General features: G+C 68.3%; 12 protein-coding genes. 3 read left to right on the forward strand and 9 right to left on the reverse strand.

The window, feature by feature from the left end; all coding sequences use genetic code 11:
- Window positions 1-582 precede the first annotated feature (582 nt).
- Together V6U86_RS14555 and V6U86_RS14560 are read left to right on the forward strand one after the other, a co-directional pair.
- Window positions 583-2,238, forward strand: a complete 1,656-nt coding sequence (locus V6U86_RS14555; RefSeq protein WP_334503234.1) for a glycoside hydrolase family 43 protein — start codon at window positions 583-585, stop codon at window positions 2,236-2,238.
- A 251-nt stretch (window positions 2,239-2,489) separates the two neighbouring features.
- Window positions 2,490-3,827: a cytochrome P450 gene (locus tag V6U86_RS14560; protein WP_334503236.1), complete on the forward strand. Its 1,338-nt coding sequence runs from the start codon at window positions 2,490-2,492 to the stop codon at window positions 3,825-3,827.
- Between the two features lie 55 nt (window positions 3,828-3,882).
- Here V6U86_RS14560 and V6U86_RS14565 read toward each other — a convergent pair whose 3' ends face one another.
- The 7 genes from V6U86_RS14565 to V6U86_RS14595 are packed head-to-tail and all read right to left on the reverse strand — an operon-like array spanning window position 3,883 to window position 11,488.
- Window positions 3,883-5,073 carry an acyltransferase family protein gene (locus tag V6U86_RS14565; RefSeq protein WP_334503238.1) on the reverse strand — a complete coding sequence of 397 codons (1,191 nt, stop codon included), beginning with the start codon at window positions 5,071-5,073 and terminating at the stop codon, window positions 3,883-3,885.
- Complete coding sequence (locus V6U86_RS14570; protein WP_334503240.1) at window positions 5,070-6,386, reverse strand: glycosyltransferase; 1,317 nt, start codon at window positions 6,384-6,386, stop codon at window positions 5,070-5,072. The genes V6U86_RS14565 and V6U86_RS14570 overlap by 4 nt, the downstream gene beginning before the upstream one ends.
- 20 nt (window positions 6,387-6,406) lie before the next feature.
- Complete coding sequence (locus V6U86_RS14575) at window positions 6,407-7,327, reverse strand: diacylglycerol/lipid kinase family protein (protein WP_334503242.1); 921 nt, start codon at window positions 7,325-7,327, stop codon at window positions 6,407-6,409.
- Window positions 7,314-8,309 (reverse strand): NAD-dependent epimerase/dehydratase family protein, encoded by a 996-nt coding sequence (locus V6U86_RS14580; RefSeq protein WP_334503244.1) that lies wholly within the window; start codon window positions 8,307-8,309, stop codon window positions 7,314-7,316. The genes V6U86_RS14575 and V6U86_RS14580 overlap by 14 nt, the downstream gene beginning before the upstream one ends.
- Window positions 8,309-9,358: a thiamine-phosphate kinase gene (locus V6U86_RS14585; RefSeq protein ID WP_334503247.1), complete on the reverse strand. Its 1,050-nt coding sequence runs from the start codon at window positions 9,356-9,358 to the stop codon at window positions 8,309-8,311. The genes V6U86_RS14580 and V6U86_RS14585 overlap by 1 nt, the downstream gene beginning before the upstream one ends.
- Before the next feature lies 1 nt (window position 9,359).
- On the reverse strand, window positions 9,360-10,346 hold the full coding sequence (locus V6U86_RS14590; RefSeq protein WP_334503249.1) for a UbiA prenyltransferase family protein: 987 nt from the start codon (window positions 10,344-10,346) through the stop codon (window positions 9,360-9,362).
- On the reverse strand, window positions 10,343-11,488 hold the full coding sequence (locus V6U86_RS14595) for an aminotransferase class I/II-fold pyridoxal phosphate-dependent enzyme (RefSeq protein WP_334503251.1): 1,146 nt from the start codon (window positions 11,486-11,488) through the stop codon (window positions 10,343-10,345). The genes V6U86_RS14590 and V6U86_RS14595 overlap by 4 nt, the downstream gene beginning before the upstream one ends.
- A 1,051-nt stretch (window positions 11,489-12,539) precedes the next feature.
- Here V6U86_RS14595 and V6U86_RS14600 point away from each other — a divergent pair.
- Window positions 12,540-12,923, forward strand: a complete 384-nt coding sequence (locus V6U86_RS14600; protein WP_334503253.1) for a VOC family protein — start codon at window positions 12,540-12,542, stop codon at window positions 12,921-12,923.
- 377 nt (window positions 12,924-13,300) lie between these two features.
- Here the strand turns inward: V6U86_RS14600 and V6U86_RS14605 are convergent, their stop codons facing one another.
- Window positions 13,301-14,116 (reverse strand): Ig domain-containing protein, encoded by an 816-nt coding sequence (locus V6U86_RS14605; RefSeq protein WP_334503255.1) that lies wholly within the window; start codon window positions 14,114-14,116, stop codon window positions 13,301-13,303.
- A gap of 305 nt (window positions 14,117-14,421) precedes the next feature.
- Window positions 14,422-15,285 carry an alpha/beta fold hydrolase gene (locus tag V6U86_RS14610; RefSeq protein WP_334503257.1) on the reverse strand — a complete coding sequence of 288 codons (864 nt, stop codon included), beginning with the start codon at window positions 15,283-15,285 and terminating at the stop codon, window positions 14,422-14,424.
- Window positions 15,286-15,465: the final 180 nt, after the last annotated feature.

The following is a 15,465-nucleotide window of genomic DNA, read 5'->3' on the forward strand; positions in this document are numbered from 1 at the left end:
ACCGTCGACATGCGGCAGCGCCGATTCATCTCTGGCGTCCCGAGAGGGTGCTCGTGTTCGGCGTGCCGGAGACCGTCCTGCCACACGCGACCGGCTAACGGACCGTCACGATCGCGCCCTCGATCGATCCCGCCGCGCCGAGAAACCAGCCGCTGAGCGCCGCGAGGTCCACGACGTGCTCGCGAGCACCGCCACGGCAGCCGAGGCCGGTGCGCCGAGCTGCCGTGGACCGGACGGGCCAGCGCCGGTGGCGGTTCCACGTTGGCCGTGCTGGCCACTCGGACCGGTGCCGTGCTGGCCGCCTGCGCCACTAACCGGCAGGTTTGCCTCGCGGATCTGCACCACGCGCGGGGGCTCGGGAGCGCCGTGCCGGACCGGAGGTCAGGCCCTCATTACCGGGTCGCCAAGAGGGTTGTGGGAGCGAAATATCGGAGCAACTTCCGGAGACAAGGAGAGTTGAAAAGACACAGCTGTACTGGCCGTCGACATTGTCACTAGGGCGTTCCAACGGCTAGTCTGTGCCGATCCGGCGATCGAACTTCGCCGAAACTTTCGACGAGGCTACCGTTACGGAGAACCGAAATGACGACCGCAACAAAGAGTCCGGCAGCCGCCGGGCCCCACGACGGCGAAGTGCCCGGCCGGCTGATCCGAAACCCGGTCCTTCCCGGCTTCAACCCCGACCCGTCGATCTTGCGCGTCGGCACCGATTACTACATCGCCACGTCGACCTTCGAGTGGTACCCGGGCGTCCGGCTGCACCACTCGACCGACCTGGTGCACTGGCGCCCGCTCGGTGGCGTCATCACCGAGCGGCGGCTTCTCGACCTCAGCGGAGCGGGCGACTCCAATGGCGTGTGGGCGCCTGATCTGTCCTATGTGGACGGTGAGTTCTATCTCCTGTACGCCGACGTGGCGAGCTTCGCCAGCGGATACTGGGATCCGCAGAACTACCTGGTGACCGCGCGCGACCTCGCCGGGCCCTGGTCGGACCCGGTCGTACTGCATGGGCGCGGGTTCGACCCGTCGCTGTTCCACGACGAGGACGGCTCAACCTGGATGCTGTCGATGGTCGCCGACTGGCGGCCGGGCCGTGATCGGTTCGCGGGCATTCAGATCCAGCAGTACGACCGCGAGGCCCGTCGCCTCGTCGGCACCGAGCGGACAATTTTCCAGGGAACCGCCGCCGGCGTCACCGAGGCTCCGCACGTGTACCAGAAGGACGGCTGGTACTACCTGCTGACCGCGGAGGGCGGCACCTCCTGGACGCACCAGGCGACGATGGCCCGCTCCCGTAGCCTGTTCGGGCCGTACGAGGCCCATCCGGCCGGCCCGCTGCTCACCTCGCACGGCCGTCCCGAGCTGGAGCTGCAGAAGTCCGGTCACGGCAGCCTCGTCTCCACGCCGGACGGGCATTGGTACCTGGCGCACCTGACGGCCCGGCCGTACACACCCCTCGGCCGGTGCGTCCTCGGCCGGGAGACCGCAATCCAGGCGGTGCAGTGGCCGGAGGGGGAGTGGCCGCGCATTGAGGACGGGATACCGGCGGTGCTCGTACCCGTGCCGGGCGAAGCCGAGCCGGCAGAGGATCTGGCGGAGGAGCACGACGACTTCACCGAGCCGGTGCTCGGCCCCGAGTGGTCGACGCTGCGCCGTCCCGCCACCGCGGACTGGGTGGATCTCACGTCGCGGCCCTCGATCCTGCGGATTCACGGCGGCCAGTCGCCGGTCGGCCGGCTGCGTCCGAGCCTGGTCGCGCGTCGCGTGAGCTCGAAGCAGTGCGAGCTGACCACCTCCATGCACTTCGAGCCGGCCAACTACCGCCAGCTCGCCGGCGTCACCGCCTACTACAACACCCGCAACTGGCACTACGCCTACGTGACCGCCGACGACGACGGCCAGCCGGTCCTTGAGGTGATGTCGTGCGACAACGGTCGGCGTGTCATGCACGACGCGTGCCACGTCGATCTGCCGAGCGCGGGCGACATCACGCTGCGGGTCACCTTCGACGGTCCGCGTCTGACCTTCGCCTACCAACTGGCCGGTGAGGCGCGCTGGGTTGACCTGCCGGCAGAGCTCGACGCCACCATTCTGTCCGACGAGTACGCGGCGACTCTGGTGGATGGTGAGCCTGAGGGCTGGGGCTTCACCGGCGCGTTCGTCGGCCTGTGGGTTCAGGACCTGGGCGCCGAGGGCGTCCACGCGGACTTCGACTGGGCGTCGTACCGCCACTGGTGAGCAGCCGCCGGCGCGAGCGCAGCAGCCGCGCCTGCCCGCACCGCCGGGCGTGCGCGCCGTCCAGCGGCGCCACGCCCGGCTGTCGTTCCTCGGCCGGCCGGCGGGGCGTCGGCTGGTGCTGACTTCTTGACTGATGGCGACAGCCACAACGATGACGATCGCTGCGAAATACGGGGGCCAGGGACTAAAAAAGAGGTGCGGCGCGTGGAAACATAGTCGACGTACGTCGATCAACTGAACGGGGGATCACCGTGACGACACAGTTGTCCAAGGCCATCGCCGTACCGGGCCCGGCCGGGCATCCGCTCCTCGGCATGCTGCCGGAACTCCGTCACGACCTGCTGGGATCGATCCTGAACGGTTTCCACACGTACGGCGACGTGGTGGCTTACCACGTCGGGCTGCCTCGGGGGCCACGTGCCGTCAGCGTCGACGTGGTGAACGTGCACCACCCCGACGGCATCCATCAGGTCCTCACCACACCCCAGGTCTTCAGCCGCCGCGCGAGCGCGTACGAGATCCTTCGGGAGTTCATCGGTGAGGGCCTGCTGACCAGCGACGGAGACCGTTGGCTGCATCAGCGGCGGACGCTGCAACCGCTGTTCACGCCGCGCCGGGTGGCCCGCTACACCGAGCTGATGGCCGAGGAGGCGGCCCGCGTCGTCGACGACATGGCGGTCACCGCAGGGTCCGTCGTTGACCTGTACCAGGTGATGCAGCGCTACACGATGCGGGTGGTCGGCCGGGCGCTGTTCGGCGACGACATCGACGAGGTCGTCCCCCGTCTGCAGGAGCTCATGCCCATTCTGGGCGACCTCGCGCTGGCCCGCGCCCTACAGGTCGTCAAGCTGCCGTTGAGCTGGCCGACTCCGCGGTCGCGCCGGATCACGCAGGTCCGCACGACCCAGTACGACATCATCGACCGCATCATCGCCGCCCGCCAGCGCACCGGTGGCGAGGAGACCGAGGACATGCTCAGCCGGTTGTTCGCGGCGAAGGACCCGGAGACCGGGCAGACGCTGTCCATGGAGGAGATCCGGGACCAGATGCTCGTCTTCCTGCTCGCCGGGCACGAGACGACCTCGGCCGGATTGGCCTTCACCATGCACCTGCTGGGTCAACATCCCGAGGTGCAGGAACGGGTCGCGGCCGGGGCCGCCGAGGGCGACCAGGACCTGGTGCGGGCTGCGGTCATGGAGGGCATGAGGCTGTACCCGCCCGTGTACAGCATGGAGCGGATGGCCGAATCCGACGTCGTCGTCTCCGGTTACCGAATTCGGGCCAATACCAAGGTGGTGGTTGCTCCCTGGGTCACGCACCGGCACCCGGAGTTCTGGCCCGACCCGGAGCGCTTCGAGCCCGACCGGTTCCTCGGGCAGCAGGATCGACCGCGCTACGCCTATTTCCCATTCGGCGGCGGGCCGCGCAGTTGCATCGGGGAACACTTCGCGCTGCTGGAGATGACCGTACTGCTGAGCGCGTTGCTCTCCCGTTACCGTGTCGACACGCGTGACGAGCGGCTGGAGGTCGTACCGATGGTCACTCTGCGTCCGGCTGGCGCGGTCCGGGCCACGCTGACCATCAGGTGAACTGCTGCCCTGGCTGATCCGGACGGGATCAGCCAGGGCACCGTTCGGTTCGTCGCTACGTGGTTCGTGTTGCGTCACCCGTCGCGACGGGCGTCGGCTCAGTGGCCGGCGTAGCGGCAGCCGCTGCGGCGGCCTGAGGGGCAGCGGCAGGTTTGCGGGGCTTGGCGAACCGGCGCATCATCGGCCGTTCCACGCCGATGTGAAGCAACGACGCCAGGCCGAGGGTCAACAGGTAGGCGCCGACCATCACGGCGAGCGCGGCGGGGACGCCGAAGCCGTTCGGAGACATGTTGCCGGCGCCGTACAACACCAGGATGTGGATGAGGTAGAAGGCGAAGGACGTGTCGCCCAGCCAGCCGGTGACCCGCCCGCGCAGCGGCGAGCGGTGCCCCTCGACGTCCGCCCGCGCTGCGGCGGCCACCAGCAACGCGAGCGGGATGACCATCGCCGCGACGACCGAGTAGAGCAGCGGCACGACCTCGGAGACGCCGTAGAAGGCCAGCGTCACAAGTGCGGCGCCGGGCAGGCTCAGCCTGATCCACAGCCCCCGCATGACGAGCTGGGCGATGACGATCCCGAGGACGAAGTCCAGCATCCGGATCAACGGAAACTGTTGCACGAACCAGAACTGCGGAAACGCCGCGTCGGCGTAGGTGTACGTCGGCTCGGCCGGAAGGAACGCCAGGGAGAAGGCGGGCGCGACGAGCATCGCGGCGACGATGCCACCCCCGAGCGACCAGAGCCAGGCAGCGTTGAGCCTTCGGATGCCGGCGAGCACCCACGGGAACGACGCGTAGAAGAAGATCTCGCAGCTCAGCGACCAGCTGGGCGGATTGACCCCGTTGAAGATGAACTCATCCGGGATCCAGCTCTGCACCAGCGCGAGGTTCGCCACCGTCGGCCACAGCGGCGCGCCCCCTCGTACCAGGATCAGAAGAACGATGAACACGGCACAAACGACCAGGTGGTTCGGCAGGATCCGGGCGGCCCGACGGCGCCAGAACCGGCGATTCGGCTCGTGGTCGGGAGCCGACCAGGTCAGGACGAAACCGCTGAGGATGAAGAAGAAGCCGAGGGCAGCCGATCCGGTACGGCTGAGAACGAGGTACCACCAGTCGTCGATCCGCTCGTCGGCGAAGAAACCGAACAACGTCGTGTGGGAGAAGAAGACAGTGACAGCGGCGATCCCCCGCAGACCGTTGAGTGTCGGCAGCTGCCGGGCCATCCGCCCCGTCTGCTGTGTCATCGGCGGCCACCCTCCGTTATCTCGGACATCTGCTGTCTGCGTACCGGCCGGCGTGTCCGGAACGCCTCCTCCACGATGTCGGCCGCGCGCCGCACGCCGTCCAACTCCGCGATCCGGCGTTTGTAGTGCTGCGCCTTCGCGCGGTAGGCAGGGTCGCCGCTCACCTTCTCGATGGCCGCCCGCAGCCGTGCCGGAGTCACCTTGTGCACCGGGATGAACTCGCCGGCGCCGAGGTACTTGAGCCGGGCGGCCACGCCCGGCTGGTCGTTGCCCACGGGCAGCGCGACCATCGGCACGCCATGGGCGAGCGCTTCCAGCGCGGTGTTGATTCCGGCGTGCGTGATGACGAGAGACGCCCGCGCCAGCAGTTCGAGCTGCGGCGCGTACCGGACCACGATCGGGTTTCCGGCCAGGCCCGTCGGCGGCTCGACGTCCGCGCTGCCGAGGGAGATGACCAGTTGCGCGTCGAGCCCGGCACAGGCAGTGGCGATCGCCTCGAATATGTGCGGGAGGCGGTTCTGGAGGGTGCCCATCGACGCGTAGATCAAGGGACGGTCGTCGAGTTGCTCCCAGGGGAATGACACCGGCTCGGTGCTGTCCTCGTCGTGGAACGGCCCGGTGTAGTGGAACGAGTCCGGCAGGCGGGTGCGGGGAAAGTCGAAGAACGGCGGCTGCTGGGTGATCTGGGCCAGATCCGAGCCGTCGTTCACGCTGTTGATGGGCGGCAGGCCCCACGCGGCGCGACGTTCGTTGATCCGTTGCAGCACCGGCCGGATGACCCGGGCGACCACCTGGTCGCCCAGCACGTTGCGCACCCGCGCGAGCGGCGAAGGATGGTACGGCCACGCCGTCATGAACGGCGGCACACCGGGCTCGGTGTTCAGCGCCAGCGCGTTGCACACGTTCACGACCGGAATGTCGAGGTGTTCCGCGACGGAGTTGCCAGCGCCGTAGACCTGGTCCACCAGCAGCGCGTCCATGCCGTGCCTCTTCACCAGGACCGGCAGATCCCGCAGGAGAACCTCGACCTCGCGCACGTACCCGCGGACGATGAAACGTATCGCGGCCAGGCCGGTCAGCCGGCCCTGCTCCTCGGAGAAGCGCGCCAGCGAGCCAACCGGAAACTCGCGCTCGCCGATCGGTGCGAAGGCGAACCTGGCCGTGAAGGACTTCGTTCCGGCGTCCGGCAGGGAAACCAGGGTGACCCGGTGGCCCCGCCGAAGTAGTTCTCTGCCGAGCGTCGCCATCGGGCTGAGCTGGCCGGTGTAGTCGGGCACCACGAGTCCGATGTGGAACGTGTTCGGGGCAGGCACGTGTCGCTCCCTCGCTGGGTTCATACCACCGTCGTCAGGGACGACGGATGTATCGAAAACTCGGCCGGGGTGTATCCGACGATCTCGCCGTCGACCTCTACCGGCAACGGGCTGTCCGCGTCGATGCCCACGGTGCGGACCTCCTGCCGGTGGATCGCCGGATGCCCCGCTGCGGCACCGCGGAACACCTGCCACATCAACCTGGCGACGCCGATTCGGCCGACACCCGCCACCCGCACCGCGTCCAGGTATCCCGCCCGTGGGGGCTCTGTGCGGCCGAAGGTCAGCCCACCGGCGAAGTACGGCACTTTGAGCACGGCGAGATTGCTGATGCTCTGGTTGGACGGTTCGCCGTCGAGTTCCAACCGCACCGCGACGGGTTGCCAGCGGGCCAGCGTCCGGATGCTCGACGCCGTCTCGGCGAGTTGGAGGTTGACCCGCTTGAGCACCCGGTTGACCGGTGTCTTCTCGGTGAACCGCTGGCCGATCACGCTGATCAGCCCGACCGTGCAGCTGACGAGAAAGTACCGGTGGTCACGGGTGCCGTCGGGCCGGGTGAAGGTCACCGTACCGACGTCGGTCTCCCGGTCGCGGGTGCGGTCGAGCAGGTCACCGAGGTCGGTGACCGGCCGCAGGCCGCGAGCGAAGTCGTTGCAGGTACCGGCCGGCACGTACGCCAGTCGTACCTTCTCCCCGCCCCCCTCCAGCACCCCGTTGGCCACCTCGGACAGCGTGCCGTCGCCGCCGATGGCCACGACGGTGCCGTACCCGTCCTCGACCGCCTGCCGCCCGAGGGCGATGCCGTGCCCGGGATAGCGGGTGGACCAGCACTCCGCGTCGGGTAGTTCCGCGGCGATCCGCTGCACGATCGTGCGCCTGCGCTGGACCCCGGACGCGGGGTTGATGATGCAGACGACCGGGCCGTTCTCATCGGCTGCCATGCGCCTGCTCCATCTCCAGTCCCGCCATGGTGTGGCTCAGCGCCTCCGCGAACCCGTACCGGGGTGAATGGCCGATCGACCGGATCCGGCCGACGTCGTACCGCATTCCCCCGGCGACGGACCGAACCGCGTAGCGGGTGAGCAGCGGTCGGCCGGATCTGACGCCGATGCCGGCCATCCCGGCGAGTTCGGACAGGGCTCCCGCGGCCAGGGCCGCGCTGAAGGGGACCGAGGAGGTCGGCGGACGTGCCCCGATCCGTTCGGCAACGGAGGCGAACAGCTGCCCCAGGGTCAGGCCGTACGAGTCACCGACGATGAACCGGCCACCGGCGCAGCTGGGAGTGGTGCCGGCCAGCACGATCGCGTCGGCCAGGTTCGCGCTGTACGTCAACTCGATCGGGGGTACGCCGCGGTCGAACTGGACCAGCTTGTTGGCGCGCAGCCCGCGCACCAGCTCGGGCAGGAAGTTGCGGTCGCCGGGGCCGAAGACCCAGGCGGGATACACCACAGTGACATCGAGACCGTTCCCGTGGTACGACCACGCCAGGTCTTCGCCTGCGGCTTTCGACAGTGGGTACGGGTATCGGGGCACCCGCCGCGGCGACGCCTCGTCGATGATTTTCGTCGCGTTGAAACCGAAGACGTCGACGGTGCTGACGTAGACGAACCGGGAAACGCCGCAGCGCCGCGCCTCGTCCAGCACCGCCCTGGTGCCGTCCCGGTTCACCTGCCAGATGCGAGGGCCGGGTCGCCAGTCGGTCAGATCGGCGGCCGCGTGCACCACGAGGTCGACGTCGGCGCAGGAGCCGCGCAGCGACTCCGGGTCGGTCAGGTCACCGATGTGCGCCGCGTACGTCGCATCGTCCGGCGCGGGTGCCCGCACCAGCCCGCGTACCGACCAGCCCTCTTCCCGCAGGGCGGCGGCGACCGCGCGGCCGACGCAGCCGGTGACACCGGTCACCAGCGCCAGACGAGATCCCATCACGAACCCCCCGACAGCAGGGCACGCAGGTCGGCGAGCAACGACCCGGCCGGGTCGAGTGCCCGCATGCGCGTCAGCAGGCTCCGCAGTTCCTGGCGCTTGCCTGACTCGTCGACCAACAGCAGCTCCGGACTGGCGGCCAGCTGCCCCACGTGGATGGGGTAAAGGCCGCGTTGCGACAGCGCCCGGGAGCACGGCTCCACGTCGGCTGGGTCGATCGCGTACAGCAGCTCGAACTCGCCCCACTCGGCGGCGGCCGAACACCACCGAGGCAGGCGTGCCGAGTCGGCGACGGCGGAGACGATCGGCGCGTACACCTCGTCGCGCAGCACCACCTCGGCCCCCAGGCCGTTGAGCTCGGCGAGGCTGACCGCCGCGCTCAACAGACCGTCGCTGGTGTCGATGCACGCCCGGGCGTAGCGGCGCAGTGGCTCGGCCGCGGCCACCCGCGCCTCAGGCAGCCACGGCTCGCCTGCCCCCGTACCGCCCAGTGCCAGGGCGCGGAAACCGACCGCGTTGCCGGCCCCGATCGGGCCGGTCACATACAGCGCGTCGCCGGGCCGAGCGCCCATCCGGTTCACTACGGATCCGCGGGGGACGGTTCCCAGGGCGCACGAGGTGAAGCTCTCCTCGTTGGCCCAGTTGGTGTCGCCGCCCACGATGTGGCAGCCGTACCGCTCGGCGGCCTCGGATGCGCCGCGCCCGAATTCGCGGGCATCCTCAACGGTCCAACTGTCCGGGCGCAGCGAGCAGGAGACCAGCACGGCGACCGGGTCGGCGGCCACCGCGGCGAGGTCACTCACGCTGACGGTGGTGGTCAACCATCCCTTCGCGTACGGCGTGGCGGCGGTAGCCAGTTCGGCTCCGTCGTTCAACGTGTCGACGGTGATTGCCAGGAGCCCGGCGGCACCCAGATCGAGTAGTTCGGCATCGGCCTCGAAGGCGTCGTTGAGTTGCCGTGGCGACCGGGCCATGCGCTCGCGCATCGCGAGGATCAAGCTGCCCTCGGCCCCGTTCAGCGTCAGCCGGTTCCCGGCGAGAGAGGTCATGTCACGCCTGCCGGGAGGACTGGGTCGCACGCAACGTCAGCTCCAGGTAGACCATCATCGGAACGGCGACGACGAGGAAGAGCGTCGGTCGGTGCAGCGCGCCGAGCGACAGGAAGAACAGCGTGGTCGCCCGGATGAACCAGACCAGCGCCTCGTACGCCCGGGTCTCTGGCGCCCGGTTGAGTGTCACGAGGCTCTGCGCGAACCCGAGCGCGGACGCGCCGAGCAGCACCCAGCAGACGATCTCGGCGTAGGCACCCGCGCTGTCGGCCTCCGCCACGGCGGCTGTGCCCGCCGCTATCACCGCCACAACCGGAAACACCACGGCGATCCGGCTGGAGGCCCTGGTGCCGATGGCCACCGGCAGCGTGCGGTAACCCGCGACCCGGTCGCCCTCGATGTCCTTGAAGTACCCGACGAGGCAGAAGCCGCTGAACGTGACAGCGACGAGCGCCGTCTGGAACCAGGTCACCGCCGGGATGTCGAGCCAGCCTGCGTCGGGTCGGACGGCCACGGCGCCGAGGACCGTGAACAGCGCCATGTCGACGCCGTTGACGAGGTTGCCCAGCATGGGGATGCGCTTGGTCCAGGAGTAGACCAGGTGCCCCCCGATCGCGATGACACTCCACAGCGCCAGCGTCGGTGCGACCACGATGGCTACCACCATCAGGGCTGCGGACATCGTGAGAGTCAGCGCCAAGCCGATGTGGGGGTTGATCAGCCCGGTAACGAACGGGCGATCCGGAGCATTGACCGCGTCGGCCTCGCGGTCGAACCAGTCGTTGATGACCACGCCGACGCCGTATCCCAGCGTGCAGAACAGCAGCCCGATCACGACAGTCGCGGCGTTGGCCCCGGCCGGCGGCGCTGTCATGCCGACCAGACCTGCCGACAACGAGAACGGCACGAAGTGCAACCGCCACATCCGCGCCCACGCCACCACCAGATCCCGGGTCCTGACTGAGGGTTCGAGCTGGTTGACGGTCATTGTTGCTCCTCCAGGGGCATCAGGTCGCCGACCTCGGCGAACGCGGCGACGACGCGCTTGAGCTGCTCCGGTGTGTGCGTGGTGGAGAAGCTCGCTCGCAGCCGGGGCGACGCCGCCGGGGGGATGACCGCATTGACATACACGCCGCGGTCGAGCAGGTTGCGCCACGCGAGCAGGGTCTGCTGCATGTCGTCGAGCCGCACGGACACGATCGGCGTCTCGCTCGGGATCGGGTCGTAGCCCAGGGCCGTGAGCTCGCGACGCACGTACGACGCGTTCTCCACCGCCTGCCGGCACAGCCCCGGCTCCGCTTTCAGGATGCGCAGTGCGGCGTACGCGGCGGCCAGGCTGGCCGGTGGGGCGGATGCGCTGAAGATGAGGCTGCGCGCATGGTGGCGCAGGTACTCGATGACACTCTCTGGGCCGAGCACGGCACCGCCGATCGACGCCAGCGACTTGCTGAACGTGACAGTGACGAGGTCGACCTGATCGGTGACGCCGAAGTGCGCGCTGGTGCCCCGGCCATCGGCCAGCACGCCGACGCCGTGTGCGTCGTCGACGAGCAGGCGGGCACCGTACTGCCGGCACAGCCGTACCACCTCGGTCAGCGGGCACAGATCGCCGGCCATCGAGTACACCCCGTCCACGACGACCAGACGGCCGGCGTCCGGAGGGCTGGCTGCCAACTGCCGCTCCAGGTCGTCCATGTCGTTGTGGGCGAACCGTCGGGTCTTGGCCCGGCTCATGCCGCAGCCGTCGTAGACCGAGGCGTGCGCCTCACGGTCGAGGATGACCACGTCGTGACGCGACAGCAGCGATGCGATCACGCCGACGTTCGCCTGGTAGCCGGTCGGAAACACCAGTGCCGCCGGCATGCCGAGGAAGTCGGCCAGTTCCCGCTCCAGCTCGTCGTGTAGTGGCGTATTGCCGTTGAGCAGCCGAGAGCCCGTGCGCGACGTGCCGTACTCCTCGATTGCCGCCTGCGCCGCCGCTTTCACGCGCGGGTCTGAGGTCAACCCGAGGTAGTTGTTCGAACCGCACATGAGGATGTCGCCGTCGACTGTCTGCGCGACGGTCGCGTCGTGCCCCTCGAAGGGTATGAAGTACGGGTAGAGCTTGGCTGCGCGAGCCTCCTGGCTCACGGTGTATGACTGGCAGCGACCGAAGATATCCACTGTCACCACGGTTCGCGAAACCCCTCTCATCTGGTGCCCCGTGTGCATCGGGCCGTTCTGCCGACCTGCTGCTCCAGTAGCCGGCAAGATCGCTCTGGACGGTGGCGCACCGGCGATCGAGATCGGCCAGCACGTAGCCGCTGTACGGAGGGAGGTGGGCGGTCGTCTGTCCGACCCACTGACGCCGCCCGCTCGCAGGCTGAGCCAGCACCGGACGCCAGGGCTCGACTCGGTGGTCGGTAGCGCGAGGGCGATCCTCGTCCCCCGCAAAGTCGTGGCTGCTTGGCCGCAGAAGACGGCCGGAGGTGCGGTTGATGCGCCTGGCCCGGCTGTCGCGCCCCGCGAGCGACGGCACCGACGCGGATCCCGGCCATGGGCACGCCGCCGGGTGCGATGCCAGCGGTTTTGCCGGCATCGGCGTCCGACCATTCTGGAGTTCGGGTGCGAGCTGGGCAATGCGCCCTGCGGTTCGACCCGAGGCTGACGCATAGCAGCCGACGTCAGGCCAATAGGCTCGTGAAGGTTTGCGCTATTCTTGTCGTCTTGTTTCGCAGCAGTCCTCGGGAACCACGGTAAGAACCCAGGAATGCGGCGCTATGGCAGCGCGAGAAAATTGTCGTTGCGGTGGCAGCGCACAGACCATTACCCCCCCCGTTCCGCTGTCGACATTCACCAGCGGCGAATCGCTTGACGATCTCTCTGGAGCAGGATGTTACGCCGGATCCGCAGCGCGAGTCCAGCCCACTTTGGTCGTCGGATCCGCCCGGCGACTGCGCCCATGGCGCCTTCCAGGCAGCTTGCGCCAGGTGACAAGCGAGAGGGCGAGATCAGACGCCATCTCAATCCGTTCGACAAGATCAACGAATAGTCGTCGGTGAAAGTGGTCTCGCGCTGCCGCATCGAGGCATCTCACTGCCACGCGACCTGACCGGGATGGACTAAGCGCCCACCTTTGTCCCATTTAGTAGTGATGGGAGCGGCCGGCGAACCTCCGGGCGGATGTGGATAATGGTCGATCATGGCGCATCGCAGCAGACTCTCGACGATCCTGATTGACGTACCACGCGGTGAGGCGCCCTCAGCCGCCGCCTTCTGGTCGAAAGCCCTCGGCGTGCCTGCACGCACAGTTCCCGATGAGCAGCAGTTCACCTCTCTGCACGGCGCACTGCCCGGGCTGATTCTGGCGGTACAAGCCGTGGATGACCAAGCTCGATACCACGTCGACATCGAAACCGACGACGTTGAGGCCGAAGCCCGCCGACTGGTCGCGCTCGGCGCCGTCGAGATCGGCCGCTGGCTGGAGTGCGTCACCTTACGGGCCCCGGGTGGCCACCTCCTGTGCGTCATTCCGTGCCATCTCGATCCGGAGACCTTTGAGTCTCTCTCTCAGGCTTGGGAATAGACGCGCGGACGTTAGCGGCAGCAGGGACTCGATGGTCAGCTGGGCTCAGTGGTGGGCGCAGTTATGTCGAGCGATCAGGCGTAGCTCGACAATTTTGTTCGCGATCGGAAACCGCTCGAAAGGCTGCCGCCCCGCTGACGAGATGATGATTTCGGGAAACCGCTTCTTTAGTAACAATTGATCATCCGGGCTGGTGTCGGCCCACGCCTGTTGGGCGAGGCGGAAGTAGCGGGTGCCGGCTCGATCCCGGCCACGACCTCAAATGCCATCCACTGTGGGGAGACCAGCGGTTTGCTGTTCCGAACGCTGTACGTACCCTCGCAGGACGGCGTGCGCCCCGATCGGGGCGCACGCCGTGATGTCGATGCCCTTGTCGGTCAGCAGCGCTGGCAGGGGGCTTCTTTTCTGACGCTCCAGGTGAAGGTGGTACTTCCCTCTCCGCCTCCGACGGCCGTGACCGTGACGTTGTAGCTGCCAATGGTGGTGACTGGGCCGCTGATCCGGCCGGTCGAGGGGTTGATGGACAGCCCAGGAGGCAGCCCGGTCGCCGACCAGGTGTACGACCCGCTTCCGCCGGTGGCCTGCATCTGCAGCGCCACGGTGGCCGGCTTGAGCGTGCTCTGGGTGCCCGGGTTGGTGACCGTCACGCCCCCGGTCGGCGGGGGTATGGGAATGTCCGGTGGCGGGCAGGACAGCGATACCGGCTGAGACCCCGTCGATCTGGTGATGTATTCCGGAGACCCCGACCGGAATTGGACGGTGGCGGTCGCTCGGCCCGAGTAGTAGCCGGACTCGCAGAGCGTGCCCGGGTTGGTGACGCCGAGACCGAATGCGGTGTAGTGGGTGTCCTGCCAAAACTCTGTCCGGCCGTTGATGGTCTGGCCTGGGCCGCTGACCAGTCCGTGGTAGATCAGCTCAACGGTGAGGTCGACGCGACGCACTATGCCGTCGCACTGGACACTTGCGGTGTAGTTGACGGTCCTGGCGTCAACCAAGCCCGGTGGGCTGTCCGGCGAGATCCACCCACAGTAGTGACCGTCGGAAGCCGCGGCGGACGCCGGTGTGGCGAAGCCCAGCGATGCGATGGACACGGCCGCCGCTGTCGCGGCCAGCAGCAGGGTTCTGGTGCGCTGCAACCCGGAGACCGCCAGCAGTGCGGCGAGCCCGTTACCGAGCACGCGACGTCTGAGCATCTTCCCTCCTACAAGTCGTTCCCCCGGAAGCGGCCGGGGAATCGGAAAACCCGGTGAGGGAACTATCCAGCGAACGCGGTGACGGCGTCTTCGTGAACGATCGCAAACCTGCGCCTTGATCGATGCCTGCCATTGTCACGCCGCACAAAGGCCGGCACCGCCCTGGCCCGTGCGCCGTTTGGGAACCGCGCGTGGCAGCGGCCGTGAGTAGGCGCGGCAGGCGACATCACCTGAGCCGTTCGAGCACCTCGTCCGTGGTGACGACCTCGCCGAACCGAGGCCTTTGCCAGGTGTCGTGGGCAGGCTCAGGACAGAAAGTTGTGCAGCGCCGCGGTCAGGTCGTCGGGGTTCTCCTCGGCGACGTGATGGCCGGACTCGATCGGGTGGCCGCGGAGATCGGGGGCCCACGGGCGCCAGACGGCGAGCGGGTCACCGTACAGGTCTTCCATGTCGTCCCGGGTCGACCACAGAAAGAGTGTTGGGCAGCGGACAGTACGACCGTCACGCCGGTCGGCTTCCTCGTGCGCCCGGTCGACGCCGAGGCCCGCCCGGTAGTCCTCCAACATGGCCCGCACCGTGGCCGCATCGTGGATGGCCTGCCGGAACTCCTGGTAGTTCTCGGCTCCCATACTCTCGGGCCGCGCCTTGCTGGCGTACCAAAAATCGGGGTCGGCGGCGATGGCCCGCTCCGGCTTGTCCGGCTGGGCGAAGAAGAACCAGTGGTACCAGTCATGGGCGAACGTCGCATCGCACCGGGCGAGAGCCTCACTGATGGGAACACCATCGATGACCACCAAGCGATCGACCGCGTCGGGATGGTCCAGTGCCAGGCGCAACGCCACGTACGACCCACGGTCGTGCCCGACCGCCGCGAACGTCGGGTGGCCCAGTGTCTCCATCAGCCGGACCATGTCCGCGGCAACCACCCGCTTGGACTGCTGCGAGTGATCCGCAAGGATCTGCGCCTTGCCGGACTGCCCATAGCCGCGCATGTCGGGACAGACGACGGTGAACCCACGATCAACCAGCTGCGGCGCGACGCGATGCCACGTCGACCCCGTACGCGGATGCCCGTGGATGAGGAGGACCGGAGGCCCGTGCCCCGCATACCGGACCCGGAGCTCCACCTCCCCGACATCGACCCGCTCGTCCTCGAAACCGTCAAACATGCGCAGAAACTATCCAGGCCCCGGCAAGGGAAACAATCACTGCTCCGCGTGTGTGGACGCCCGCGTCGACGAGGTTTCCGCGCCGCGTGAACCCGGGATCGCGCTGTGGGGAGCCGCCGACAAGCCACGCGGGTGCTGAGGCTGCCGAGGAGGGCTGCGACGTCGGCCGCGACGGTGTAG

It is taken from the genome of Micromonospora sp. CPCC 205558, from assembly GCF_036902955.1.
Classification (GTDB): domain Bacteria; phylum Actinomycetota; class Actinomycetes; order Mycobacteriales; family Micromonosporaceae; genus Micromonospora.

Excerpts from the sequence above, each read along its gene's own strand:
- V6U86_RS14555 (WP_334503234.1), top strand. The coding sequence starts at position 583 with ATGACGACCGCAACAAAGAGTCCGGCAGCCGCCGGGCCCCACGACGGC.
- V6U86_RS14565 (WP_334503238.1), bottom strand. The coding sequence starts at position 5,073 with ATGACACAGCAGACGGGGCGGATGGCCCGGCAGCTGCCGACACTCAAC.
- V6U86_RS14575 (WP_334503242.1), bottom strand. The coding sequence starts at position 7,327 with ATGGCAGCCGATGAGAACGGCCCGGTCGTCTGCATCATCAACCCCGCG.
- V6U86_RS14580 (WP_334503244.1), bottom strand. The coding sequence starts at position 8,309 with ATGGGATCTCGTCTGGCGCTGGTGACCGGTGTCACCGGCTGCGTCGGC.
- V6U86_RS14585 (WP_334503247.1), bottom strand. The coding sequence starts at position 9,358 with ATGACCTCTCTCGCCGGGAACCGGCTGACGCTGAACGGGGCCGAGGGC.
- V6U86_RS14590 (WP_334503249.1), bottom strand. The coding sequence starts at position 10,346 with ATGACCGTCAACCAGCTCGAACCCTCAGTCAGGACCCGGGATCTGGTG.
- V6U86_RS14600 (WP_334503253.1), top strand. The coding sequence starts at position 12,540 with ATGGCGCATCGCAGCAGACTCTCGACGATCCTGATTGACGTACCACGC.
- V6U86_RS14605 (WP_334503255.1), bottom strand. The coding sequence starts at position 14,116 with ATGCTCAGACGTCGCGTGCTCGGTAACGGGCTCGCCGCACTGCTGGCG.
- V6U86_RS14610 (WP_334503257.1), bottom strand. The coding sequence starts at position 15,285 with ATGTTTGACGGTTTCGAGGACGAGCGGGTCGATGTCGGGGAGGTGGAG.